Origin of the sequence: Streptomyces sp. NPDC052101 (genome assembly GCF_040680235.1) — a bacterium.
In the GTDB taxonomy this organism is placed as follows: domain Bacteria; phylum Actinomycetota; class Actinomycetes; order Streptomycetales; family Streptomycetaceae; genus Streptomyces.
On record NZ_JBFAWH010000002.1, the window covers coordinates 94,981 to 119,367 of the forward strand.

Annotated in this window: 13 protein-coding genes and 1 tRNA gene; 1 reads left to right on the forward strand and 13 read right to left on the reverse strand. The window is 72.1% G+C overall.

The annotated features are described in order from the left end of the window. Positions 1-10: 10 nt before the first annotated feature. From AB0L75_RS04145 to bldG, 13 genes are all read right to left on the reverse strand, one after another. Complete coding sequence (locus AB0L75_RS04145) at positions 11-3,283, reverse strand: BTAD domain-containing putative transcriptional regulator (protein ID WP_365175107.1); 3,273 nt, start codon at positions 3,281-3,283, stop codon at positions 11-13. A 558-nt stretch (positions 3,284-3,841) separates the two neighbouring features. Beyond that, positions 3,842-4,735, reverse strand: coding sequence for a glycosyltransferase (locus AB0L75_RS04150; RefSeq protein ID WP_365175109.1), 894 nt, complete (start codon positions 4,733-4,735; stop codon positions 3,842-3,844). A 247-nt stretch (positions 4,736-4,982) separates the two neighbouring features. Next, positions 4,983-5,059, reverse strand: a tRNA-Thr gene (locus tag AB0L75_RS04155). Positions 5,060-5,167: 108 nt separating this feature from the next. Next, entirely contained in the window at positions 5,168-6,775 is a 1,608-nt protein-coding gene (locus AB0L75_RS04160) for an alpha/beta hydrolase (RefSeq protein ID WP_365175111.1), read from the reverse strand. Between the two features lie 344 nt (positions 6,776-7,119). Continuing rightward, positions 7,120-8,325, reverse strand: a complete 1,206-nt coding sequence (locus tag AB0L75_RS04165; protein ID WP_365175113.1) for a DNA polymerase III subunit delta' — start codon at positions 8,323-8,325, stop codon at positions 7,120-7,122. 191 nt (positions 8,326-8,516) lie between these two features. Further along, positions 8,517-11,894 (reverse strand): dTMP kinase, encoded by a 3,378-nt coding sequence (gene tmk, locus AB0L75_RS04170; protein WP_365175115.1) that lies wholly within the window; start codon positions 11,892-11,894, stop codon positions 8,517-8,519. A gap of 193 nt (positions 11,895-12,087) precedes the next feature. After that, entirely contained in the window at positions 12,088-14,919 is a 2,832-nt protein-coding gene (gene topA, locus AB0L75_RS04175) for a type I DNA topoisomerase (protein WP_365175117.1), read from the reverse strand. Between the two features lie 269 nt (positions 14,920-15,188). Next, positions 15,189-15,386 (reverse strand): hypothetical protein, encoded by a 198-nt coding sequence (locus AB0L75_RS04180; RefSeq protein WP_365175119.1) that lies wholly within the window; start codon positions 15,384-15,386, stop codon positions 15,189-15,191. 327 nt (positions 15,387-15,713) lie between these two features. Beyond that, on the reverse strand, positions 15,714-17,243 hold the full coding sequence (locus AB0L75_RS04185; protein WP_365175121.1) for a class I SAM-dependent methyltransferase: 1,530 nt from the start codon (positions 17,241-17,243) through the stop codon (positions 15,714-15,716). Between the two features lie 20 nt (positions 17,244-17,263). After that, a complete protein-coding gene (locus tag AB0L75_RS04190) occupies positions 17,264-17,878 on the reverse strand; it encodes a small secreted protein (protein WP_365175123.1) in 615 nt (204 codons plus the stop codon). Between the two features lie 208 nt (positions 17,879-18,086). Next, positions 18,087-20,489, reverse strand: coding sequence for a sodium-translocating pyrophosphatase (locus tag AB0L75_RS04195; RefSeq protein ID WP_365175125.1), 2,403 nt, complete (start codon positions 20,487-20,489; stop codon positions 18,087-18,089). A 308-nt stretch (positions 20,490-20,797) separates the two neighbouring features. Continuing rightward, the gene (locus AB0L75_RS04200; protein WP_365175127.1) at positions 20,798-21,229 is read right to left on the reverse strand and encodes an ATP-binding protein; all 432 of its coding nucleotides are present in this window, start codon (positions 21,227-21,229) and stop codon (positions 20,798-20,800) included. 160 nt (positions 21,230-21,389) lie between these two features. Continuing rightward, positions 21,390-21,731, reverse strand: coding sequence for an anti-sigma factor antagonist BldG (gene bldG / locus AB0L75_RS04205; RefSeq protein WP_023547751.1), 342 nt, complete (start codon positions 21,729-21,731; stop codon positions 21,390-21,392). 81 nt (positions 21,732-21,812) lie between these two features. On the opposite strand from bldG, the gene AB0L75_RS04210 reads away from it, so the two are divergent. Beyond that, positions 21,813-24,380, forward strand: coding sequence for a DEAD/DEAH box helicase (locus AB0L75_RS04210; RefSeq protein ID WP_365175130.1), 2,568 nt, complete (start codon positions 21,813-21,815; stop codon positions 24,378-24,380). The last annotated feature ends 7 nt before the right edge of the window (positions 24,381-24,387 follow it).

A 24,387-nucleotide genomic window follows, 5' to 3' on the forward strand; every position in this document is an offset into this window, starting at 1 on the left:
CGCACTTCGGTCACCGCGCGAGCAGTTCCCGCAGCTCCGTCACGACCTCCTGCTCGTCCGTGCCGTCCAGGGCCGTCAGCGCGGCGCGCCAGACGTCGTACGCCTCCGCCCGCCGCCCTTGCGCGCGCAGCAGCAGCCCGTGCTGGTGCCGTGCGAGGCCGCCCATGTAGCGGTCGGCACGGGCGTCGGCCCGGCTGAGCAGCTCGGCGCACTCGCGGCCCGCCCGCTCGGCCTCCCCCAGCTCCCGCAGGGCGCGGACCAGGCCGAGCCGGGTCTGGGACTCGCCGTGCCAGTCGCCATGGCCGCCCAGGATGCGCAGGCTTTCCTCGAAGTGCCCTGCGGCGGCGGCCGGTTCGCCCAGGGTGAGATGGGCGTAGCCGATATTGCAGTGCGCCGAGTGCTGCACAATGACCGCGCCGATCGCGTCCCCGATCGCCAGCGAGTGCCGGTGCTGCTCGATGGCGGCGCGCGGATCGGTGTGCTCGTAGAGATTGCCGAGGTGGCTGTGGGTGACGGCCTCGCCATAAGGGTCGCTCAACTGCCGCGAGTGGGCGAGGCTCTGCCGCAGCGCCTCCCCGGACTCCTCGAACCGCCCGAGGCCCTCCAGCAGCAGACCGCGGTTGTTCAGACAGCGCCGGATCCTGGAGACGACACCGAGCCGCCCCCAGATCTCCAGGGACTGGTCGGTGAGGGCGAGGGCGTCCTTCTGCCGGCCGGTCATGAAGTGCAGTCCGGCCAGGTCACCCAGTGCGTACGCCTCGGCGGCCGCGTCCCCGAGCCGCCGCGCCGCCCCGAGCGCGGCCCGCCCGAGCACCTCCATCTCGGCGACCCGTCCGCCGCGCTGGACATAGGGGAAGAGCAGCCGCGCGAGCACCGAGAGATGGGCGGCCCGGAGCGGATCGGAGGTGTCCGCGTTCCGTGCCACCAGGGCGACGACGTTCTCCAGCTCCACCTCGCCCCAGGCGAAAGCCTCCTCGGCGGACTCGAAGGGCATCAGCTCGGCCACGTCCAGCGCATGCTCCGCCGGCTGCGCGGAGGTCGCCCGGCGCCGGTCCTCCTGATCGAGCCCTGGCTCGACGACCGCCTCCAGCACCCACTCGGCCACGGCGGCGTACCAGCGCAGTGCGGTCAGCTCGGGCGCACCCGGCGACACCCCCGTGCCTGTGCCTCCCATGCCCGTCCCTGCGTCCATGTCTGCGCCTGCACCCGTGCCCGCGTCCGTTCCCGTGTCCGCCAGTTCACGGGCGAAGTCGCGGACCAGGTCGTGCGGGGCGTAGCGGCCGTAGGCCGTCTCCTCCAGCAGGGCCACGTCGACCAGGCGGTCGAGGGCGGCCTCGGCGCGGCGCTCGTCGGTGCCGGTGAGGCGGGCGATCAGCGGGGCGCCGTAGGTCGGCAGGTCCAGCGCACCGATACGGCACAGCGCGAGGGCCGCGTCCCGGTCCGCCTCGCGCTCGGCGGCGGCCAGCGCGTCGTGGGCGACGGCCAGGGAGCGCCGGACGCTCAGATCGTCGTACTCCAGATGCCGCAGCCTGCCGTCCGTCTCGGCGAGCTGGCCGGCCAGTACATCGGGGGTGAGGGCGCGGCGGGCGGCGAGCCGGGCGGCGACGACGCGCAGCGCCAGCGGAAGCCGGCCGGTCAGCTCGACCAGCGCATGCCCGGCGTCCAGCCCCGCGCGTCCGCTCACCGCGCGCAGCAGTGCCGCGCTGTCCTCGCCGGTCAGCGGCGCGAGCGGGAAGCGCCGGGCGCCGTCGAGGGCGGTCAGCGGCGAGCGGCTGGTGACGATCACCGCGCAGCCGGGCCCGGCCGGCAGCAGAGGCCGTACCTGGGCCGCGTTCGCCGCGTCGTCCAGTACCAGCAGGATGCGGGCCGGGGCGAGCAGCGAGCGGAGCAACGCGGCTGCCGCGTCCGGGTGTTCGGGGATGCTGCGGGGCTCGGCGCCCAGATCCCGGAGCAGTGCGGCGAGTGCCTGGGCGGAGGTGAGCGGGGTCATGCCGGGGGTGGCGCCGTGCAGGTTGACGTACAGCTGACCATCGGTGAAGCGATCCCGCAGCTCATGCCCGACATGCAGGGCGAGCGCGCTCTTGCCGACGCCCGCCATGCCACTGATCACGGCGATGGACGGAGCCGGGGCGGGCGGCTCGGCGAGTGCCTGCCGCAGCTCGCGACGGACGTCGGCGCGGCCGGTGAAATGGGCCGGTGGCGCCGGGAGTTGTGCCGGTCGCGGAGTCTGCCGGGCATCCGGCCCCGGCCCCTGCCCGGCGCTCTCCTGCGGGACGGCCGCCGCGGCTTCCTCCTCGGGTGCGCCGTCCAAGTGCCCGGCGTCCTGCGGATGTCGACGAACCTTGCCGTCCGCGCCCCGCCGGTGGCCGGCGCGCTCCTCACGCGCCCGCCGCTGGTCCTCGTCACTCCCCCGCAGCACCTCGACATGCGCCTCGCGTACCGCCGGACCGGGTTCGATGCCGAGTTCCTCGACCAGCCGGGCGCGCAGATCGCGGTGGACGGCGAGTGCCTCGGCCTGGCGGCCGGTGCGGTGCAGGGCGAGCATGAGCTGACGGTGGTACGCCTCGCGCAGCGGATACTCGGCGACCAGTGCCGCCAGCTCCGGGACGATCCCGGCCAGCCGTGCGCCGCCCACGGCGAGTTCGGCGTCGTAGCGCCATTCCAGCAGGAGCAGCCGGGCCTCCTCCAGGCGCTGCACCAGGGCATAGCCGCCGAGGTCGGCCGGGAGCCCGCTGAGCGGGGTGCCGCGCCAGAGCGCCAGCCCGGCGGTGCAGGCCCGTACGATCCCCGACCAGTCCCGCCGGGCGTGCGCGGCACGCGCCTCGGCGACCCGGGCGTCGAAGACGTGCACGTCCAACTCGCCGTGGTCGACGCGCAGCACGTACCCCGGCGGTACGGCCCTGAGCCGGTCGGGGTCGTCCAGGAGCCGACGCAGCCGGGTGACGTGATTGTGCAGGGACGCCTGCGCGGAGACGGGCGGCGCTCCGCCCCACAGGGCGTCCTTCAGCGACTCCACCGACACGACCCGGCCCGGCTCCAGCAGCAGCGCGGCCAGCAGCGCGCGCACCTTGGGGCTGCCGATGGCGCGGAGGCCGTTGTCGGGGGTGCCGGTGCCATCGGCGGCGGGTTCACGCAAGGCGGTTTCACCGGGACCGGCGGTTTCACCAGGACCGTCGGTTTCGCCGGGATGGGCATCGGAGGTCTCGCACGAGATCCCGAACAACGGTCGGTCATACAGGACGGGCGGCCCCAGCAGTCCGAACCGCAGCTCGCACCGCCGCATCACGCCGTACCACTGCCTTCCCGCGCGGTCGGGACCGACCGTGCTCCGCGCCGAGCCTGCGCCCGACGTTCCCTGGCGGAAATCCACCCTGTCCACAACGGTTTCCCGCCACCTTCTGCCGGCCGACCCGGCCCCTGATCGGCCTGTCCGGCGGCCTGTTCCGGAAACCGTCGGCGAGTTCCGGCCAACGGATCCGCGACGTGCCGACGAACCGTTGGCCACATGTTAGCGATCCGTTGGCGCATCCTGATGTGATCATTTCCATCGGATCTGGCCGTACGGTGCGCGCGTAAGTCGCGTAACTCGGGGGAGTGTCGCCGCAGGCTGGATCCGGGGACACAAAGGGGCCCCGGTCGGCGGAGGTGAACGCCCGGGGCCCCGTCCCGTCACCTTCTCCGCGCCCGTGCCGCGCCGCTGTCACCCCAAGGCCTGTCGGCCCAGGACCTGTCGGCCCAAGACCTGTCGCCCCAAGGCCCATCGACCACAGGTCCATCGACCACAGACCCGTCGGCCCAAGGCCCCATCGGCCACAGACCCGCCGGGCGTGGCCCCGTCGCCTCAGATCACCGGCGGACGCCCGAGGCGGGTGAGCCGCCACACCGTCCGCCAGCGCATGGGCCGACGCTCGCCCGCCGGTTCCCGCAGCCCTTCCACGAACCCGCCGAACCATGCCTTCAGCCCCGCCGACGAGCGAGTGCGGGCGAGGGTGAGCAGCGTCCATACCCCGAGGTGCACGGGGATCAGCGGCAACGGCAGCCGGCGCCGGACGAGCCAGACGCGGTTGCGGGCGTTGACTCGGTAGTAGATGGCGTGCCGGGCCGGTGAGGTCTTGGGGTGCTGGAGCAGCAGTTCGGGGGCGTAGAGGATCTTCCAGCCGGCGTCGGCGGCGCGCCAGGCGAGGTCGGTCTCCTCGTGCGCGAAGAAGAACTCGGCGGGCCAGTCCCCGGTCTCGGCCAGCATCGCCATGCGCAGGGCGTGTCCGCCGCCGAGGAAGCCGGTGACATAGCCGCCGCGCATCGGGTCGGACTTGCCGACCCTCGGCACATGCCGCTGCTGGGTCTCGCCGTGCTCGTCGGCGATGCGGAAGCCGACGATGCCGAGATGCGGATCGGCGGCGTACAGGTCCCGCACGCGGCGCAGCACATCGGGGTCGACGAGCAGGCCGTCGTCGTCCAGTTCCACGACGACGTCGACGTCGCCGTACTCCCGCAGTCGGGCGAGGGCGACATTCCGGCCGCCGGGGCAGCCGAGGTTCTCCTCCACGTCGATGGTGGTGACCTCGCCGGGCAGGGAGAGCCGGCGGGCGAACTCGGGCAGCCGGCAGCCATTGCCGACGATCACGGTGCGGGCAGGGGCGAGATCCTGCTTGGCCACGGACTCCAGCAGGGCGTCGACCTCAGCGGGCCGGTTGCCCATGGTCACCACGGCGACGGCGATCCTCGGCTCCGCCACGTCCCTCACCCCATCCAGCCGACGGCGGCACCACGCCCCGACCGCGCGGTGCCCGCCGTTCACCAAGATGTTGCCTCAGGTCCGTGGGTTCACCCGAGCCGGATTCACTTTGCAGCCCTTTTGCTCCGGTTTTGTCCGCACGTTCCCTCGCGGGCGGGAACAGCAGCGGAGGGACGGCGCCGGCCGACCCATCAGCCTCCGGGTACGAAGAACCCCGGGCCAGACGGTGTCCGACCCGGGGTCTCAGTGGAGCCGCTTTCGGGATTCGAACCCGAGACCTACGCATTACGAGTGCGTTGCTCTGGCCATCTGAGCTAAAGCGGCGCGCTGCCCGCACTATGGTGCGATCGGCAACGTCGGTAAGTCTACACAGTTTCCGAGGGTGCTTCGTACCGGCCCCGGAGCAGGGGGCTCCGGGGCCGGTGACAGGGGCTATGAGCAGCGCTTTCCTGTGCCCGACGGGGTGCCGTGGAGCAGGTAGGTGTTGATCGTCGAGTCGATGCAGGAGCTGCCCCGGCCGTAGGCGGTGTGGCCGTCGCCGACGTATGTCAGGAGGCGGGCCGAGGAGAGCTGGCGGGCCAGGGACTGCGCCCACCGGTAGGGCGTCGCCGGGTCGCGGGTGGTGCCGACCACCACGATCGGCGCGGCGCCCTTCGCCTCGATGCGGTGCGGCTCGCCCACGGCCTTCACCGGCCAGTACGCGCAGTTCAGTGAGGACCAGGCCAGGCCGTCGCCGAAGACCGGGGAGGCCTTCTCGAAGGCGGGCAGCGCCTTCTCCACCTGGTCGGGGCCGGTGAAGGCCGGCGGCAGGTCCAGGCAGTTCACGGCGGCGTTGGCCATCATGAGGTTGCTGTAGTGGCCGCCGGCGTCACGTTCGTAGTAGCTGTCGGAGAGCGCGAGCAGGCCCGCGCCGTCGTTCTCCTTCATCGCCGAGGTCAGCGCCTCGCGCAGCTGCTCCCACTCCGCCTGGTCGTACATCGCCGCGATCACCCCGGTCGTGGCCAGCGCCTCACCGAGCTTGCGGCCGTCCGCGTCGCCCGCCGGGATGGGGTGCTGGTCCAGCTTCCGGTAGAACGCCTTGAGGTGATCGCCGACCTGCGCCGGCGTCGTGTCCTTGTCGCCGAGCGGGCAGTCGGAGTGCTGCACGCAGTCCTTCGCGAACGCCTGGAACGCCGTCTCGAAGCCGGCCGTCTGCTCCAGGGTCATCTTCCGGGCGTCCTGGGAGGGGTCCATCGCGCCGTCCAGCACCATCCGGCCGACCCGTCCGGGGAACAGCCCGGCGTACGTGGCCCCCAGGAACGTGCCGTACGACGCTCCCACGTAGTTCAGTTTCTGATCACCCAGCGCCGCCCGCAGGATGTCCATGTCCCGCGCCGCCTCCACGGTGGAGACGTGCCGCAGCAGCCGCGCCGAGTGCGCCTCGCAGCTCTCCGCGAACTTCTTGTCCGCCGTGACCAGCGCGCTCCGCTCCTGCTGGTCGTCGGGCGTCAGGTCGGTCTGTGTGTACGCGTCCATCTGGCGGCCGTCGAGGCATTGGACGGGCTCGCTGCGGGCGACGCCCCGAGGGTCCACCGCGACCATGTCGTAGCGGGCGCGGACGTCGGCCGGGTAGCTGATGCCCGCGTAGCTCTGGAGGTAGCCGACCGCCGAACCGCCGGGACCGCCCGGGTTGACCAGCAGCGAACCGAGCGGCTTGCCCTTGCCGGTGGCCTTCTTCCGGGCGACAGCGAGCTGGATGTCGCCCGAGCCGGGCTTGGCGTAGTCCAGTGGGGCCTTCATGGTCGCGCACTGGAAACCGGGGACGCCGCAGCTGCGCCAGTGCAGCTGCTGGGTGTAGTACGACGACAGCGCGGACGGCGTCGCGCGCGGCAGCGCGGCCAGCGCCGCGTCCGCCTCACCGTGGGCGGACGTGGTCGAACTCCCGGAGGAGGAGCAGGCGGACACGAGCAGGGCGGCGGCCGTGAACAGGGTGGCGGTGAGGCGGGCCGTCGTCCGGGTGCGGGTGCGCCGGGTCCGGCGGGGGGATGGCCTGGTGTACATCAGGCGAGCGTAACGCTGTGCGACGCCTTGAGTGCGGTGCGTGCGGATTATGGCTCGTACGGGGGACATACCTGCCTCCGAGGGGTGGCCGCCGGGAGGACGGCTGAGGGGGGCAGCCAGGTGGAGCGGCGGCTGTGCGGAGGTGGAGCGGCGGAGGACTGGCGACGGATCGGCGGCGGACCGGCGGCGGACCGGTGAAAGGGACAGCCGGGGCGGCAGTCGGGCTGGCCGGACCATGGGGTCACACACGCACCCGGCCCGGCGGGCAGCCGCCGTCGTCATCCCCGGGGTGGCGGCCCACCGGCAACCCCGTCCTCGTCGGCCCGGCGGCAACCCCGTCGCCGTCAGCCCGCTCGCAACGCCATCGTCATCGCCTCCACCGCCAGCAGCGGGGCCACATTGCCGTCGAGGGCCTCGCGGCAGGCGGCGATCGCCTCGATGCGGCGGAGCGTGGATTCCGGGGTGCTGCCGCGCGCGAGCCGCTCCAGGGCCTCCTCGGCGTCGGCGTTGGCGATTGCCACCCGGGAGCCGAGCTGGAGGGCGAGGACGTCGCGGTAGAAGGCGGTGAGGTCGCCGAGGGCGATGTCGAGGCTGTCGCGCTGCGTACGGGTTCTGCGGCGCTTCTGCATGTCCTCCAGGTCCTTGATCACGCCCGCCGTGCCGCGCGGCAGCCGGCCGCCCTGGGTCGCACCCAGCGCCGCCTTCAGCTCCTCGGTCTCCTTGCCGTCCATCTCCTCGGCGAGCTGCTTGGCGTCCTCGGCGGCCGCGTCGACCAGTTCCTGGGCTGCCTTCAGGCAGGCGCCGACCTCGTCCAGCCGCAGCGGCAGCCTGAGCACGGAGGCGCGGCGCTCGCGGGCCGCCGGGTCCGTGGCCAGGCGCCGGGCCCGGTCGACGTGCCCCTGGGTGGCGCGGGCGGCGGCCACGGCGACCTCCGGCTCGATGCCGTCGCGCCGTACGAGCATGTCGGCGATCGCGTCCACGGACGGCGTGCGCAGGTTCAGGTGGCGGCAGCGGGAGCGGATCGTCGGCAGGACGTCCTCGATGGAGGGGGCGCACAGCAGCCAGACGGTGCGCGGGGCAGGCTCCTCGACGGCCTTGAGGACGGCGTTGGCCGACTTCTCGTTCAGCCGCTCGGCGTCCTCGACGAGGATGATCTGCCAGCGGCCGTTCGCCGGGGCGGTGAACGACTTGCGGACCGTGTCCCGCATGTCCTTCACGAGGATCTCGGAGCCCACGGCGGCCACCGTGGTGACGTCCGCGTGGGTGCCGAGCAGCGCGGTGTGGCAGCCGTCACAGAAGCCGCAGCCGGGGGCTCCGCCGAGGGCTCTGTCGGGGCTCACGCACTGCAGGGCCGCGGCGAAGGCTCTGGCCGCCTGGTTCCGGCCGGCGCCGGGCGGGCCCGTGAACAGCCAGGCGTGCGTCATCTTCGACGCCTCGGGCGGCGGCTCGTCGGCGGCGGCGGCCGTGACGAGGGCGTCGGCGTCCCGCGCGGCGGCGTCGAGCACCGCGCTCACCTTCTCCTGCCCGACGAGGTCGTCCCATACGGTCATGGGTCACGCCGCCCTTCCGTCACACTCCGCGTTCCTTCCATCCATTGTGCGGGCGGCCACTGACAACACCGTCCGCGCGCTCGTCGTCCGGCCCGCGCGCTCGTCGCCGCCGGCGGGAAAGGCGAAGGCGGCGCCGGTCGGTGTTCCGACCCACGCCGCCCGCTGCTCGCCGTACCCGGCGGGACCGGCCGTCAGCCTCGGCGGCCGCGGCCCCCGCGACCCCGCTCCTCGCCCTGGTCGCCGTACTCGCGCTTGTCGTACGAACCCAGCAGTTCGTCCGCCAGCGTCGGCAGGTCGTCCAGCGGGGTCTCCTCGGCCCACTCGGGACGCGGCCGGCGGCGCGGCGTGCCGTCGGGGTCGATCTGGGGCATCTCGCGCGTGCGGTCCTCGGAGCCGTCGGGGCCCGCGGCGGGCCGCTCGTCCCGGAAGAAGCCGGGTGGCACCCGGTCCGCCGGGGCGTCACCCCGTACCGACGGCAGCACGGCCGTCTCGTCGGCCGCACCCGGAACCACCGGCGGCAGCACGGCGGTCTCCTCGGCGGGGGCGGCGGACACTGGCGGAAGGACGGCCGTCTCGTCGGTAAGGCCGGAAGCCACCGGTGGCTGCGGCAGCTCGGCGGTCACCTCGGAGTCCGCGTGGGAGCCGTCGGAGGCATTGCCGACCTGGGCACCCTGGGCACCCTGAGAGTCCTTGGCGTCCCGGGCCCTCTGGGCATCCTGGGCTTCCTCCGCGGAGCCGCCCCGCTCCTCACGCACCGGGCGCAGCACCGTCGTCTCGTCGGTCCCCGGCGAGACCACCGGCGTCGGGACCGTCTCCTCGGCGCCGCGCGCGTGCGGCGACACCACCGGCGTGGGAACCGTCGCCGCGTCCGGCACGACGCCCGGCGCGGACGGCAGGGGGGCGCTGGGCCTGCGGGCCGCGGTGTCGGCCGCCGCCGCTGCCTCAGCCGCCTGCCGGCGCGCCTCCTCGGCCCGCAGCAGCGCCTCCTCGGCCTTGCGCTGCTTCTCCAGGCGCCGCGCCTCCTCCTCGGCACGCAGCCGCGCCTGCCGGGCCTCTTCCTCGGCGCGCAGCCGGGCCTCTTCCTCGGCCTGCTTGCGGCGCCGATCCTCCTCGGCCCTGCGGCGGGCCTCCTCCTCGGCGCGGGCCTTCTCCTCGGCGAGCAGCCGCTGCCGCTCCTCCTCCGCGCGGCGGGCGGCCTCCGCGGCACGCTGCCGGGCCTCCTCCGCCTGCCGTTCGGCCTCGCGGCGCTGCGCCTCCTCCAGCTCGCGGCGCTTGCGCTCCTCCTCCTCGGCGCGGAGCCGGGCCAGCTCCTCCTGGCGCTCGCGCTCCAGGCGCTCCTCCTCAGCCTTGCGCGCGGCCTCTTCCTCGGCCTTGCGGCGGGCCTCCTCCTCGGCCTTCTTCCGCGCCTCCTCCTGGGCCTTGATCTCGGCCTCGGACAGCGGCAGCACGGTGTCGAGCCGGTGCCGGATCACGGTGGTGACGGCCTCGGGATCCTGTCCGGCGTCCACCACCAGATAGCGGCCGGGGTCGGAGGCGGCCAGTGTGAGGAAACCGGCCCGCACGCGCGCGTGGAACTCCGCAGGCTCCGACTCCAGCCGGTCCGGCGCCTCGGTGAACCGCTCACGGGCGGTCTCCGGGGAGACGTCCAGCAGAACGGTCAGGTGCGGGACGAGGCCGTTGGTCGCCCAGCGATTGATGCGGGCGATCTCGGTCGGGGACAGATCGCGGCCGGCGCCCTGGTAGGCGACGGACGAGTCGATGTACCGGTCGGAGATGACCACGGCGCCGCGCTCCAGGGCGGGCCGTACGACGGTGTCGACGTGCTCGGCCCGGTCGGCGGCGTACAGCAGCGCCTCCGCGCGGTGCGACAGGCCTGCCGAGGACACGTCCAGCAGGATCGAGCGCAGCCGCTTGCCGACCGGGGTGGCACCCGGCTCGCGGGTGAGCACGACCTCGTGGCCCTTGGCGCGGATCCACTCGGCGAGGGCCTCGGCCTGGGTGGACTTCCCGGCGCCGTCGCCGCCCTCCAGGGCGACGAAGAAGCCCGTCGTCGCCGGTGCCTCGACCGGGTCGTCGCCGCCGAGCAGCGCGTCCTTGAGGTCCTGGCGCAGCGGGATGCCGGAGCGGTCGTCGACCTTGGCGAGCACCAGCGCCGCCACCGGCAGCAGCAGCGCGCCTACCAGCATCAGCGTGAAGGAGGCGCCGCCGTGGGCGAAGACGAACCTGCCGTTCTCCATCCGGTGCCGGCCGATGAGCCCGGCGACCACGGGGGCGATCAGCGCGCCGAGCGCTATGAAGACCCGGACGACCGCGTGCAGGTGCTCGGTGACCCGCGCACGGCGGTAGTCCTCGGTCTCCTGGTCGAGCAGGGCGTGCCCGGTGTTCGCGGCCACGCCCGCGCTGACGCCGGCCAGCGTGACGATGAGCAGCACCGTGGTGACGTCCGGGACCAGCCCGGCGGCCAGCAGGGCGATGCCGGTGAGGGCGATCGCGAGGGCGAGCAGCCGGCGGCGCGAGAGCGACGGCAGCAGCGCGGGGGCCGTACGGATCCCGGCGGCGACACCGCCGGTCAGGCCGAGGACCAGCAGGCCGTACAGGACCGGGCCGCCGCCCAGGTCGGTGGCGTGCAGCACGCACGCCGAGACGGCGGCGGCGATGGCTCCGGCGACCGCCGCGCAGGCCGGGACGAGCAGCGGGATCGCGCCCGTACGGCCCTTGTCGACACCGGTGCCGGTGCGCGGGCGGCGCAGGCCCTCCAGCGGGGACCGCGCGCGCGGGGTGCGCACGTCGGGCAGCTCCAGCGAGGTCAGCACGGACAGGGAGGCGGCGAACAGACCGGCCGCCACATACGACCCGAGGGCCGCGTGGTGCTGGTCGAACCAGGCCACGCCGACGCCCAGCAGGTTGTTGATCAGGCTGGCGACGACCAGGGTCGCGGCGGCCAGCGGCACGGCGACGAAGCTCGTGCGCAGCGAGAGGCGGCGCAGGGCGTCCATGTGGTCCGGCAGCGGCCGTACGGTCGCGCCCTCCGGGGGCGGGCCGGGCAGCAGGGCCGGGGCCGCGCTCTCCCGGCACACCGTCCACAGGCGCTCGGCGACGCCGGTGACGAAGGCGGTGACCAGCAGGACGGCCAGTGCGTCGTCCGGGGTCCAGTCGATCCACAGCGGCGCGATGATCAGCAGGGCGGCGCGCACGCCGTCGGCGCCGACCATGGTCCAGCGGCGGTCGAGCGGGCCCTCCTGGGCGGTGAGCGTGGTCAGCGGGCCGAGGAGGACCGCGCCGAACAGCAGCGCGGCGAGGACACGTGCCGCGAAGACCGTCGCCACTGCGAACGCCACACCCCGGTATCCGCCCCCGAAGGAGCCCTGGACGATCGCCGCCTGGAGGGCGAGGGCCACCAGGACGAGGAGTGCCAGGGTGTCGCCGACACCGCTCACCAGCTGCGCGCTCCACAGGCGCCGCAGCTGCGGTCGGCGCAGCAAGGAGCGGACGGCGCGCTCGCGGGAGTCCGCGACCAGCTCGTCGTCCGGGGCTGTGGTGGGGGCCGTTGGCTGCTCGGCTCGCGTCATGTGTTCAGCCTATCGGCAGCCGCCGACAGCACACGTCGCCTCTCCTGGCATGCGCACGCCCCGACACCAAAGTGATGCCAGGGCGTTCGCTGAGCGAAGCCGGAAAGGCGGCCGATTGCGGCGACTGTCTCCCCCGTGGCGGTCCTCCGCGTCAGTCCACTGACCGGTGGCGCCGGTCCACTGATCGGGGGAGTCAGTCCTCCGAGCCGGAAGCCGTCGCCTTGGAAGCCGTCGCCTTCTTGGCGGTGGTCTTCTTCGCCGTGGTCTTCTTCGCGGCCGCGGTCGTCTTCTTCACCGCCGTCTTCTTGGCGGCGGTCTTCTTCGCCGGGGCCGTCTTCTTGGCCACGGCCTTCTTCGCGGTCTTCTTGGCGGGGGCCTTCGCGCGCTTCTCGGCGAGCAGCTCGAAGCCGCGCTCCGGGGTGATCGTCTCGACGCTGTCACCGGAGCGCAGGGTCGCGTTGGTCTCGCCGTCGGTGACGTACGGACCGAAGCGGCCGTCCTTGACCACGACCGGCTTGCCGGAGACCGGGTCCTCGCCCAGCTCCTTCAGCGGCGGCTTGGCGGCGGCCCGGCCGCGCTGCTTGGGCTGCGCGTAGATCGCCTGCGCCTCCTCCAGCGTGATCGTGAAGAGCTGGTCCTCGGACTGCAGCGAACGCGAGTCCGTGCCCTTCTTCAGGTACGGGCCGTAGCGGCCGTTCTGCGCGGTGATCTCCTGGCCGTCGGCGTCGGTGCCCACGATGCGCGGCAGCGACATCAGCTTCAGTGCGTCGTCGAGCGTCACCGTGTCGAGCGCCATCGACTTGAAGAGCGAGGCCGTGCGCGGCTTGACCGCGTTCTTGCCGGTCTTCGGGGTGCCCTCGGGGAGGATCTCGGTGACGTACGGGCCGTAGCGGCCGTCCTTGGCGACGATCGTGTGGCCGGTGGCCGGGTCCGTGCCCAGCTCGAAGTCGCCGCTCGGCTTGGCGAGCAGTTCCTCGGCCAGCTCGACGGACAGCTCGTCCGGTGCCAGGTCGTCCGGGATGTCGGCGCGCTGGTGCTCCTCGGTGTCCTTCTCGCCGCGCTCGATGTACGGGCCGTAGCGGCCGACGCGGAGCACGATGTCGTTGCCCACCGGGAACGAGGACACCTCGCGCGCGTCGATCGCACCCAGGTCGGTCACCAGCTCCTTGAGGCCACCGAGGTGGTCGCCGTCGCCGTTGCCCGCCTCGGCCGCTCCGCCGTGGCCCGTCCCCTCGCCGAAGTAGAAGCGCTTCAGCCACGGCACGGCCTTGGCCTCACCGGCCGCGATGCGGTCGAGGTCATCCTCCATCTTGGCGGTGAAGTCGTAGTCGACGAGCCGCCCGAAGTGCTTCTCCAGGAGGTTGACCACGGCGAAGGACAGGAAGGACGGCACCAGGGCCGTGCCCTTCTTGAAGACATAGCCGCGGTCCAGGATCGTGCCGATGATCGACGCGTACGTCGACGGGCGGCCGATCTCGCGCTCTTCCAGCTCCTTGACCAGGGAGGCCTCGGTGTAGCGGGCGGGAGGCTTGGTGGCGTGGCCGTCGACCGTGATCTCCTCGGCGGACAGCGCGTCGCCCTCGGCGACCTGCGGCAGCCGGCGCTCGCGGTCGTCCAGCTCGGCGTTCGGGTCGTCGGCGCCCTCGACGTAGGCCTTCAGGAAGCCGTGGAAGGTGATCGTCTTGCCGGAGGCGCTGAACTCGACGTCCCGGCCGTCGGCGGCGGTGCCGCCGATCTTCACGGTCACGCTGTTGCCGGTCGCGTCCTTCATCTGAGAGGCGACGGTCCGCTTCCAGATCAGCTCGTAGAGCTTGAACTGGTCGCCGGTCAGGCCGGTCTCGGCGGGAGTGCGGAAACGATCACCCGAGGGGCGGATCGCTTCGTGGGCCTCCTGCGCGTTCTTGACCTTGCCGGCGTACGTACGCGGCTGGGGGGGCAGGTAGTCGGCGCCGTAGAGCTGCGTGACCTGCGCGCGGGCCGCCGCGATCGCCGTGTCGCTCAGCGTCGTGGAGTCCGTACGCATGTACGTGATGTAGCCGTTCTCGTACAGCTTCTGCGCGATCTGCATCGTGGCCTTCGCGCCGAAGCCGAGCTTGCGGCTGGCCTCCTGCTGCAGCGTCGTCGTACGGAACGGGGCGTACGGCGAGCGGCGGTACGGCTTGGACTCGACGGAGCGCACGGAGAAGCGGGTGTTCTCCAGCGCGGCGGCGAGGGCGCGGGCGGTCGCCTCGTCGAGGTGGAGGGTGTTCGCGCTCTTCAGTTGTCCCAGGGAGTCGAAGTCGCGGCCCTGCGCGACCCGCCTGCCGTCGACGGTCTGCAGGCGGGCGACCAGCGACGACGGGTCCGACAGGTCTCCCGCGCGGCCGGTCGCGAAGGTGCCCGTCAGGTCCCAGTACTCGGCAGAACGAAAGGCGATGCGCTCGCGTTCCCGCTCCACGACGAGTCGGGTCGCGACGGACTGGACGCGGCCGGCCGACAGCCGGGGCATGACCTTCTTCCAGAGGACCGGCGAGACCTCGTAGCCGTAGAGGCGGTCGAGGATGCGGCGGGTCTCCTGGGCGTCGACCAGCTTCTGGTTGAGCTGGCGCGGGTTGGCGACGGCCTCGCGGATCGCGTCCTTGGTGATCTCGTGGAACACCATCCGCTTGACCGGGATCTTCGGCTTGAGGACCTCCTGGAGGTGCCAGGCGATCGCCTCGCCCTCCCGGTCCTCATCGGTGGCGAGGAACAGCTCGTCGGAGTCCTTCAGCAGGTCCTTGAGCTTCTTGACCTGCGCTCTCTTGTCGGCGTTGATCACATAGATCGGCTGGAAGTCATGGTCGACGTCCACACCGAGGCGGCGCACCTCGCCGGTGTACTTCTCGGGCACCTCGGCGGCGCCGTTGGGGAGGTCGCGGATGTGCCCGACGCTCGCTTCGACGACGTAGCCGGGGCCGAGGTAGCCCTTGATCGTCTTCGCCTTGGCAGGCGACTCGACGATGACGAGTCGGCGGCCGCCCTGTGCGGTCTCGCTGGTCGGGGACAACTTCGCTCTTCTCTCCGGTCGACGCTGGGGCCTCCCCGGGGTTTCGTCCCCAGGGGCGCGGCGTACTGCTGGCAGGTGTGACGCTGCGGAGTGTGACGGTACATCCCGCCCCCGTGTCAAACGGGAAAAGCCCACAACGGCCACTCGAACGGTAACCCGACTACCGCCATTCCTGCCGCCCGGACTACCGGGTACCCACATCAGGCCTGTCCGGAGCGTGACGCTCCCCTTACTCTCGCGGCACTCCCGCCGCGGCACGCCCGCCGACGTCAGAGGCGGGTCAGGCAGTACACACCGAGGATCAGCGCGACCGCCCCGGCCACGCTCGCGAGGGCGGCCGATGCGACCGGGTTCACACTGCGGGCCACCGGCTCGCGGCGCCGGAGGCGGGTGCCGGTCCAGGTCAGCAGGGCACCTCCGAACAGGGCGAACACCATTCCCGCGAAGATCGCCGGAACGCTCTCCATCGCCCGCCCACCCCTTCCGTGCCGTCCGGCTCCGCCCAGCGCCGGGAGACTGGCACGCACGGAAGACGAGCGGGCGACATCAGGGTGAACGGAGGGTCGACGTGATGCCGAACATGCGATCGAGCACCGTCGGCGCGAACAGCGGTCCGTACTTTTCCGGCCGTTTTCCCGGCACGGCGCGTCACGGCCTGGCCCCCCGGTCCGCGCCGGCCCCGTGCCGCCGGCGTACGACGATGATCCAGGCGCGGCCACCCCGGCATCCCGGATCGGCTACGACCGCACGGGCACCCGGCGTACCTCAGGCGAACCAGCCGCCGTACCCCCGCCTCACCGCGCCGGATCCAGGAAGCCCTGCTCCACCAGCAGGCGGATCTGCGCGGGGGTGCGGTCGCGGAGCAACACCGGGTCCTCGTTCATGAGTTGGGCGATGGCGTCCAGGATGCGCCCGGCGCTCAGCGTGCCGTCGCACACGCCCGCGAACCCGGCGCCGACCGTGTCCACCTTCGTGGCCCGGCGCATGCCCCGGTGCTGGCGCAGCACCACGTGCTCAGGGTCCTCGGCGCCGGGCAGCCCGACCTGCTCCTGGACCACTTCGGCGGCGAGCCTGAAGTGGTTTTCCAGCAGCGCCGCGTCGTCGTGCTCCCGGAGGTAGTCGAGGCGCTCGAAGTGTGCCCGGATCGTGTCCCCGAGAGGCTGCTCGACCGGGTGCGGCCACTCCTCCACGGTGACGACGGGCTCGGCGGACCCCGTCCTGCGCAGGGTGATCCAGCCGAAGCCGACCGCCTTGACCTTGCGCGCCTCGAACTCGTCGAGCCAGGCGTCGTAACGCCCCTGGTACTCCGCCGGATCCCCGCGATGGTCACCGGCGTCCCTCAGCCACAGCTCGGCGTACTGCGTGACGTCCTGCACCTCGCGCTGCACGATCCAGGCATCGCACCCGCGCGGCACCCATGACCTGAGTCTGTCCTGCCAGTCCTCCCCTGCCACGTGCTGCCAGTTGGCGAGGAACTGCGCGAACCCGCCCTCGTTCAGCCGTTCCCCTGCCCGCTGAACGAGCGAGCGGCACAGATCGTCCCCGCCCATGCCGCCGTCCCGGTACGTCAGCCGGGCACCGGGAGAGATGACGAACGGCGGGTTGGACACGATGAGGTCGAAGGTCTCGTCGTCCCGGACGGGCTCGAAGAGCGAACCCTCGCGCAGGTCGGCGGCGGGCGCGCCGGAGAGCGCGAGGGTGAGCGCGGTGATGTGCAGCGCGCGCGGGTTGAGGTCGGTCGCCGTCACGCGCGTGGCGTGCTGCGTGGCGTGCAGCGCCTGGATGCCGGAACCGGTGCCGAGGTCCAGTGCGGAGGCGACCGGCGTGCGCACGGTGATGCCGGCGAGGGTCGTGGAGGCACCGCCGACGCCCAGGACGACGCCCTCGTCGTGCTGCCCGATGCCACCGGCGCCGCCCACCGCGCAGCCCAGGTCGGAGACGATGAACCAGTCCTCGCCGCCGGGGCCGCCGTAGGGCCGCACGTCCACGGTGGCGGCCACCTCGTCGCCGCCCACGCGCGTGAGCCACCCGCCCTCCAGCGCCTCCTGGAGGGGCAGAACGGCCGCCACGCGCGCGTGCGGCACCGGTTGCTGGAGCAGGAACAGCCGCACGAGCGTCTCCAGCGGCGTGTCGCCGCGGGTCGCCCGCAGGGCGGGCACGGTCTCGCTGCGGGCCAGCGCCGCGTACGCGGGGGCGCCCAGCAGGTCGAGCAGCCCGTCGGCGGTGAAGGAGGCGGCCAGCAGCGCGTCCCGCAGGCGCGCGGCGATGTCGGTCCGGTCGGAAGCGGGCAGGGAAGCGAGTCCGGAGTCAGTCACGCCCCCCATTGTGGCCCGCGGCGGGCGACTCAGCTCTTGGCCGGCGACGGCGACGCGGAGGCCTTCGTGCAGCCGGACTGCTTGGTCACCGCCGCGTTGACGTCACCCTTCTCCAGGTTCTGCAGGGAGGTGATCACGCCGTCGTACTGTGCCGCCACCGTCTTCATCCGGTCCGAGAGGTCACCCAGACCGGAGGCGAACTTCGTCTGGTCCTTGGTGTCGAGCCCGTCCACGCGCTTCTTGAGATCGACATACGCCGCGGACAGGGCCGTGAGCTTCTTGACGGCGTCCTGCTGCTTGCCCGCGCCGTCGTCGACGCCGGGAGGCGCCCCCGCGCCGGAAAGGGTGGTCGCGCGTGCCTTGAAGCCGTCGGCCAGGTCCTGGAAGGCCTGGGAGTCGGTCTTCTGGACGTCCTTCGGCGGGCCGTCCTTGGCGACCTTCGCGAGCGCGTCGAAGGCGCCCGAGATCTTCGCCTGCTGCGCGGGCAGCGGGTCGCACACCGTCTTGGCCCAGGCCACGAGCTTCGGATCGGGCCCCTTGTCGCCGCCGCCGCTGCTGCTGCATCCCGTCAGCGCCGCCACCAGTACCGCACCGCCGGACAGCGCGGCCGTGAGCTTCTTGTTCACCGGATCGGTCCCTTCCATGGCTCTCGGCCCACGGACCCTACACGGCGGACGCACACCCCCTGCACCCCGAACGCCCTCCAAAGCTCTGTTTGTGACTCTTTGCACCTTGAGAGAGAAGGCTCACCACGTGGGCGAGCCCACAGACGACAGCGGGCGGGCGGCACGTCAGCACGCGCCGTCCGCCCGCCTGTTGTGCGGGGCTTCTCCGACAGTCCCGGGAGTACTGCTACGAAACGACCGCCGTGCTCGCCGAGTTGGAGATCCGCTCGGTGCTCTCGTCGTCGCCGACGGCGATGCCGCGCCGCTTGGAGATGTACACGGCGACGACGATCACCACGAGGGCGAGGAGCGCGATCGTGATCCGTACGGCCAGGTTCTTGTCGCTGCCGTACGAGAACTTGATCACCGCGGGCGCGATGAGCAGCGAGACCAGGTTCATGACCTTCAGCAGCGGGTTGATCGCCGGCCCCGCGGTGTCCTTGAAGGGGTCGCCGACGGTGTCGCCGATCACCGTGGCCGCGTGAGCCTCACTGCCCTTGCCGCCGTGGTGGCCGTCCTCCACCAGCTTCTTGGCGTTGTCCCAGGCGCCGCCGGAGTTGGCGAGGAACACGGCCATCAGCGTGCCCGCGCCGATCGCACCGGCGAGATAGGAGCCGAGCGAGCCGACGCCGAGCGTGAACCCGATGAAGATGGGCGCCATCACGGCGAGCAGACCGGGTGTGGCCAGCTCCCTGAGGGCGTCCGCGGTACAGATGTCGACGACCTTGCCGTACTCGGGCTTCTCAGTGAAGTCCATGATCCCGGGCTTCTCACGGAACTGCCGCCGCACCTCGAACACCACCGAACCCGCCGAGCGTGACACGGCGTTGATGGCCAGTCCGGAGAAGAGGAAGACGACCGCGGCGCCCGCGATGAGGCCGACGAGGTTGTTGGGCTGCGAGATGTCCAGGGACAGACTCATCGGCGCACCGGGGCCGGTGAGTTTCGCCCCGACTTCCTGCACATTGGTGTTGATCGCGTCGCGGTACGACCCGAACAGCGCCGATGCGGCGAGGACGGCGGTGGCGATGGCGATGCCCTTGGTGATGGCCTTGGTCGTGTTGCCGACCGCGTCCAGGTTGGTGAGCACCCGTGCGCCCGCGCCCTCGACGTCGCCGGACATCTCGGCGATGCCCTGCGCGTTGTCGGAGACCGGCCCGAAGGTGTCCATGGCGACGATCACACCGACCGTGGTGAGCAGACCGGTGCCGGCCAGGGCGACCGCGAACAGCGCCAGCATGATCGACGTACCGCCGAGCAGGAACGCGCCGTACACGCCGAGCCCGATGAGCAGCGCGGTGTACACGGCCGACTCCAGGCCCACCGAGATGCCGGACAGGACGACCGTGGCCGGGCCCGTGAGGGAGGTCTTGCCGATGTCCCTGACCGGGCGCCGGTTGGTCTCGGTGAAGTAGCCGGTCAGCTGCTGGATGACGGCGGCGAGCAGGATGCCGATCGCCACCGCGACCAGGGCGACGATCCGCGGGTCGCCGCCCTTGCCCCTGATCGCCGCGTCGGTCACCCCGTCGAGATCGGAGTACTTCGACGGCAGGTAGACGAAGACGGCGATCGCGACCAGCGCCAGCGAGATCACCGCGGAGATGAAGAAGCCGCGGTTGATCGCGGTCATGCCGCTGCGGTCGGTGCGGCGGGGGGCGACCGCGAAGATGCCGATCATCGCCGTGATGACGCCGATGGCGGGCACCAGCAGCGGGAAGGCGAGTCCGGAGTCGCCGAAGGCCACCTTGCCGAGGATCAGCGCGGCCACCAGGGTCACGGCGTACGACTCGAAGAGGTCGGCCGCCATGCCCGCGCAGTCGCCGACGTTGTCGCCCACGTTGTCGGCGATGGTCGCGGCATTGCGCGGGTCGTCCTCCGGAATGCCCTGTTCGACCTTGCCGACCAGGTCGGCGCCGACGTCGGCGGCCTTGGTGAAGATGCCGCCGCCCACCCGCATGAACATGGCGATCAGGGCGGCGCCGAGGCCGAAGCCCTCCAGCACCTTCGGCGCGTCGGCGGCGTACACCAGCACCACACAGGAGGCGCCCAGCAGGCCGAGCCCCACCGTGAACATGCCGACTACGCCGCCTGTGCGAAATGCGATCTTCATCGCGGTGTGCGAGACGGTGGTGAGATCTTTTTCCGGTTCGCCTGGTGCCGGTGTGGCCTCCCGGGCCGCCGCGGCGACCCGCACATTGCTGCGCACGGCGAGCCACATGCCGATATAGCCGGTGGCCGCCGAGAACGCCGCACCGATCAGGAAGAACACCGACCGGCCGGCACGTTGATTCCAGTTGTCCGCGGGCAGCAGCATGAGCAGGAAGAAGACGACGACAGCGAATGCGCCGAGCGTGCGCAACTGCCGGGCGAGATACGCCTTCGCCCCTTCCTGGACCGCTTCGGCGATCCGTTTCATGCTGTCGGTGCCCTCGCCCGCGGCCAGCACCTGGCGCACCAGGATCCCCGCGACCACCAACGCGGCCAGGGCGACCGCCGCGATGACGGCCACGATGATCCGGTTGTCGTCGGTCAGGACCGCTGCCGCGAGGGAAGTAGGGTGATCCGATTGAGGGATGGAAAGCCCCGCCATTCGTCCTCCTTGACGCTTGGGCTGAGCTCAAGATGTGGACGGATTCTAGGTACCTCGGAGTGATCTCAACAGAGCGCGGTAAACGGAATTAGCCTCAACGGGCTCATCAGCAAATGATCGCGATCCCGCCATCGAACCCGAATGGAGTAATGCCCTCGAACCGTTGACGAGCCATGGGTCCCTGTATTGGCTGCTTGATCAATTCTCGAGGGGCTTTGATCGTGAATTCATTCACGAATTCGTGGGCGTGTCGGGAAAACACGAAGGGCCCTGCTCGGCAGGGCCCTCGGAAGGTGGAACGGCGGCGCTCAGAGCAGCGCCGCGGCCGGCGGTGTGGTCGGCCAGGTCATGCGGATCCGGCCGCCGTCCTGTCCGGTGGTGACCTCGACGTCGTCGACGAGGCCGCTGATGACCGCGAGGCCCATCTCGTCCTCCTCGATCTCCGCCTCGCTCTCCCGCCCGGCGCCGGGCGTGTCCGACGGGACGGCATGCGGCGCCTCGTCACCGACCTCGATGGAGAACTGTTTCTCCTCTTCGATCAGCGCCACCTTCACCGGCGCGCTGATGCCGCTGCTCTGGTGGAGACCGACGGCACGGGAGCAGGCCTCGCCGACGGCGAGCCGGACCTCGTCGAGGACAGCCTCGTCCACTCCTGCCCTGCGTGCCACCGCGGCCGCCACCAACCGGGCGGTCCGGACGTGCTCGGGCAGCGCGCTGAAGCGGAGTTCGACGGTGGCCATGCATCCCCCTCGCGACTACGGGCGTGCGGTGGGAGGGCGGGGCCGCCGAAAGCCCGCACCCCCTGCTGTGCTTCTGCACCCGGACCCCTTCATGGGCCCGGACGGGACCGCACGGCGTACGGGCTCCGGCTGGAGCCCGACGCCGATGACGGACCCAGGGTCAGTCGGTGGCCGCCACCGCTTCCTCGACCGAGGTGTGGATCGGGAACACCTTGGTGAGGCCGGTGATACGGAAGATCTTGAGAATGCGCTCCTGGTTGCAGACCAGGCGCAGCGAGCCCTCGTGGGCACGCACTCGCTTCAGGCCGCCGACCAGCACGCCGAGCCCGGTGGAGTCGAGGAAGTCCACGCCCTCCATGTCGACGACGAGGTGGAAATTCCCGTCGTTCACCAGCTCGACCAGCTGCTCGCGCAGCTTGGGCGCGGTATACACGTCGATTTCGCCACCGACTCGGACGACCGTACGATCGCCGACGGTCTCGGTCGACAGGGACAGGTCCACGGATCCTCCAGCACCTTGCTATCGAGCGGTCGCCCCTCGGGCACCTCGGCTTGCGGCCCTCGGGACGCTTCGCCAGCCGCGATGGCATTCAATCACTTACCGGCAGGCGTGCACGACGCCTTGGCCCCATTGTCCGTCACGCCAGTGACACACTCGGTGCCAATGGCCAAGAATCACCGATCCGATCGATCCCCGGCGGCCCCGGCGCCCCGCCCGTCTCCGGGCGCGGTCCTGGACCGGCTCGCGTCCGGGCCGAGCCGGTCTGCGCGTATCACTCATACGGAGCACTTGCCCCCGCGCGCGGGCCGCCATGCCGTCTGGCCTGACCGGATTCGGTCCGAGGTGATCGCGGCCGTCCAGGCCTGCGGCATCGAACACCCCTGGGCACACCAGGCACTGGCCGCCGAGCACGCCCTGGACGGCGACTCGGTGGTCGTCGCCACCGGGACCGCCTCGGGCAAGTCCCTCGCGTATCTGATGCCCGTCCTGTCCACCCTCCTGGACGGCTCCGAGGCGCCGAACGGCCGCGGTGCCACCGCCCTGTACCTGGCCCCCACCAAGGCACTCGCGGCGGATCAGTGCCGGTCGGTGAAGGAACTTTCACAACCTCTCGGCAGCCGCGTGCGCCCCGCCGTGTACGACGGCGACACCCCGGTCGAGGAACGGGAGTGGATCCGCCAGTACGCCAACTACGTCCTCACCAACCCCGACATGCTGCACCGCGGGATACTCCCCTCCCATCCGCGCTGGTCCTCCTTCCTGAAGTCGCTCAAGTACGTCGTCATCGACGAGTGCCACACCTACCGGGGCGTTTTCGGCTCGCACGTCGCCCAGGTGCTGCGCCGGCTGCGCCGCCTGTGCGCCCGCTACGGCGCCTCGCCCGTCTTCCTGCTGGCCTCCGCGACCGCCGCCGAGCCCGCTGTCGCCGCACGGCGGCTGACCGGCCTGCCGGTGATCGAGGTCGCCGACGACGCCTCCCCGCGCGGAGAACTCGTCTTCGCCCTCTGGGAGCCCCCGCTCACCGAACTGCACGGCGAGAAGGGCGCTCCCGTACGGCGCACCGCCACCGCCGAGACCGCCGACCTGCTCACCGACCTCACCGTGCAGGGCGTGCGCTCGGTCGCCTTCGTACGGTCCCGGCGCGGCGCCGAGCTGATCTCGGTGATCGCCCAGGAGAGGCTGGCCGAGGTCGACCGCTCCTTGGTCCGGCGGGTCGCGGCCTACCGCGGCGGCTACCTCCCCGAGGAGCGCCGCGCCCTGGAACGTGCTCTGCACTCCGGCGAACTCCTCGGCCTTGCCGCCACGACGGCCCTGGAGCTGGGTGTGGACGTCTCCGGCCTGGACGCGGTGGTGATCGCCGGCTACCCGGGCACGCGCGCGTCCCTGTGGCAGCAGGCGGGCCGCGCCGGCCGCGCCGGGCAGGGTGCCCTGGCGGTGCTCGTCGCCCGTGACGACCCGCTGGACACCTTCCTGGTCCACCACCCCGAGGCCCTGTTCGACCAACCGGTGGAGTCCACCGTCCTCGACCCGGACAACCCCTACGTCCTCGCCCCGCACCTGTGCGCCGCCGCCGCGGAACTCCCGCTGACCGAGGAGGACCTGGACCTCTTCGGGCCCGCCTGCGCGGATGTACTGCCGCAGCTGGAGGCCGCGAAGCTGCTGCGCAGGCGGACGAAGGCCTGGCACTGGACGCGCCGCGAGCGGGCCGCCGACCTGACCGACATCCGCGGCGCGGGCGGCCGCCCGGTGCAGGTGGTCGAGTCCGGCACGGGCCGCCTGCTCGGCACGGTCGACGCGGGCGCCGCGCACTCCACGGTCCACGAGGGCGCGGTCCATCTGCACCAGGGCCGCACCTACCTGGTGCACCAGCTGGACCTGGAGGACGCGGTCGCCCTGGTCGAGCAGGCCGATCCGCCGTACTCCACGATGGCCCGCGACACCACCGCGATCTCCATCCTGGAGACGGACACCGAGATCCCGTGGGGCGCCGGCCGGCTCTGCTACGGCTCGGTCGAAGTCACCAACCAGGTGGTCTCCTATCTCCGCAGACGCCTCATCACCGGCGAAGTGCTCGGCGAGACGAAACTCGACCTCCCTCCTCGTACGCTGCGCACCCGCGCAGTGTGGTGGACGGTCACCGACGATCAGCTGGACGAGGCCCGGATCAACCCGGAGATCCTCGGCGGCGCCCTGCACGCCGCCGAACACGCCTCCATCGGCCTGCTCCCCCTCTTCGCGACCTGCGACCGCTGGGACATCGGCGGTGTCTCCGTCCCCCTCCACCCCGACACCCTGCTCCCCACGGTCTTCGTCTACGACGGCCACCCCGGCGGCGCGGGCTTCGCCGAGCGGGCCTTCCACACCGCCCGTGCCTGGCTCACCGCCACCCGCGAGGCCATCGCCTCCTGCGAGTGCGAGGCCGGCTGCCCGTCCTGCATCCAGTCCCCCAAGTGCGGCAACGGCAACGATCCGCTGCACAAGAGGGGGGCGGTACGGCTCCTCACGGTGCTGTTGCGGGGGGCGCCGCAGGAGAAGGAGGCCGAGGAGGGCCCGGAGAGCCCGGTGAGTCCGGGGAGCCCAGGGCATCCGGGGAGCGAAGGCCATCCGGCCGCGCCGGCTCGGGGGCAGGGACAGGTGCCCCGGGCTTGAGCATGGG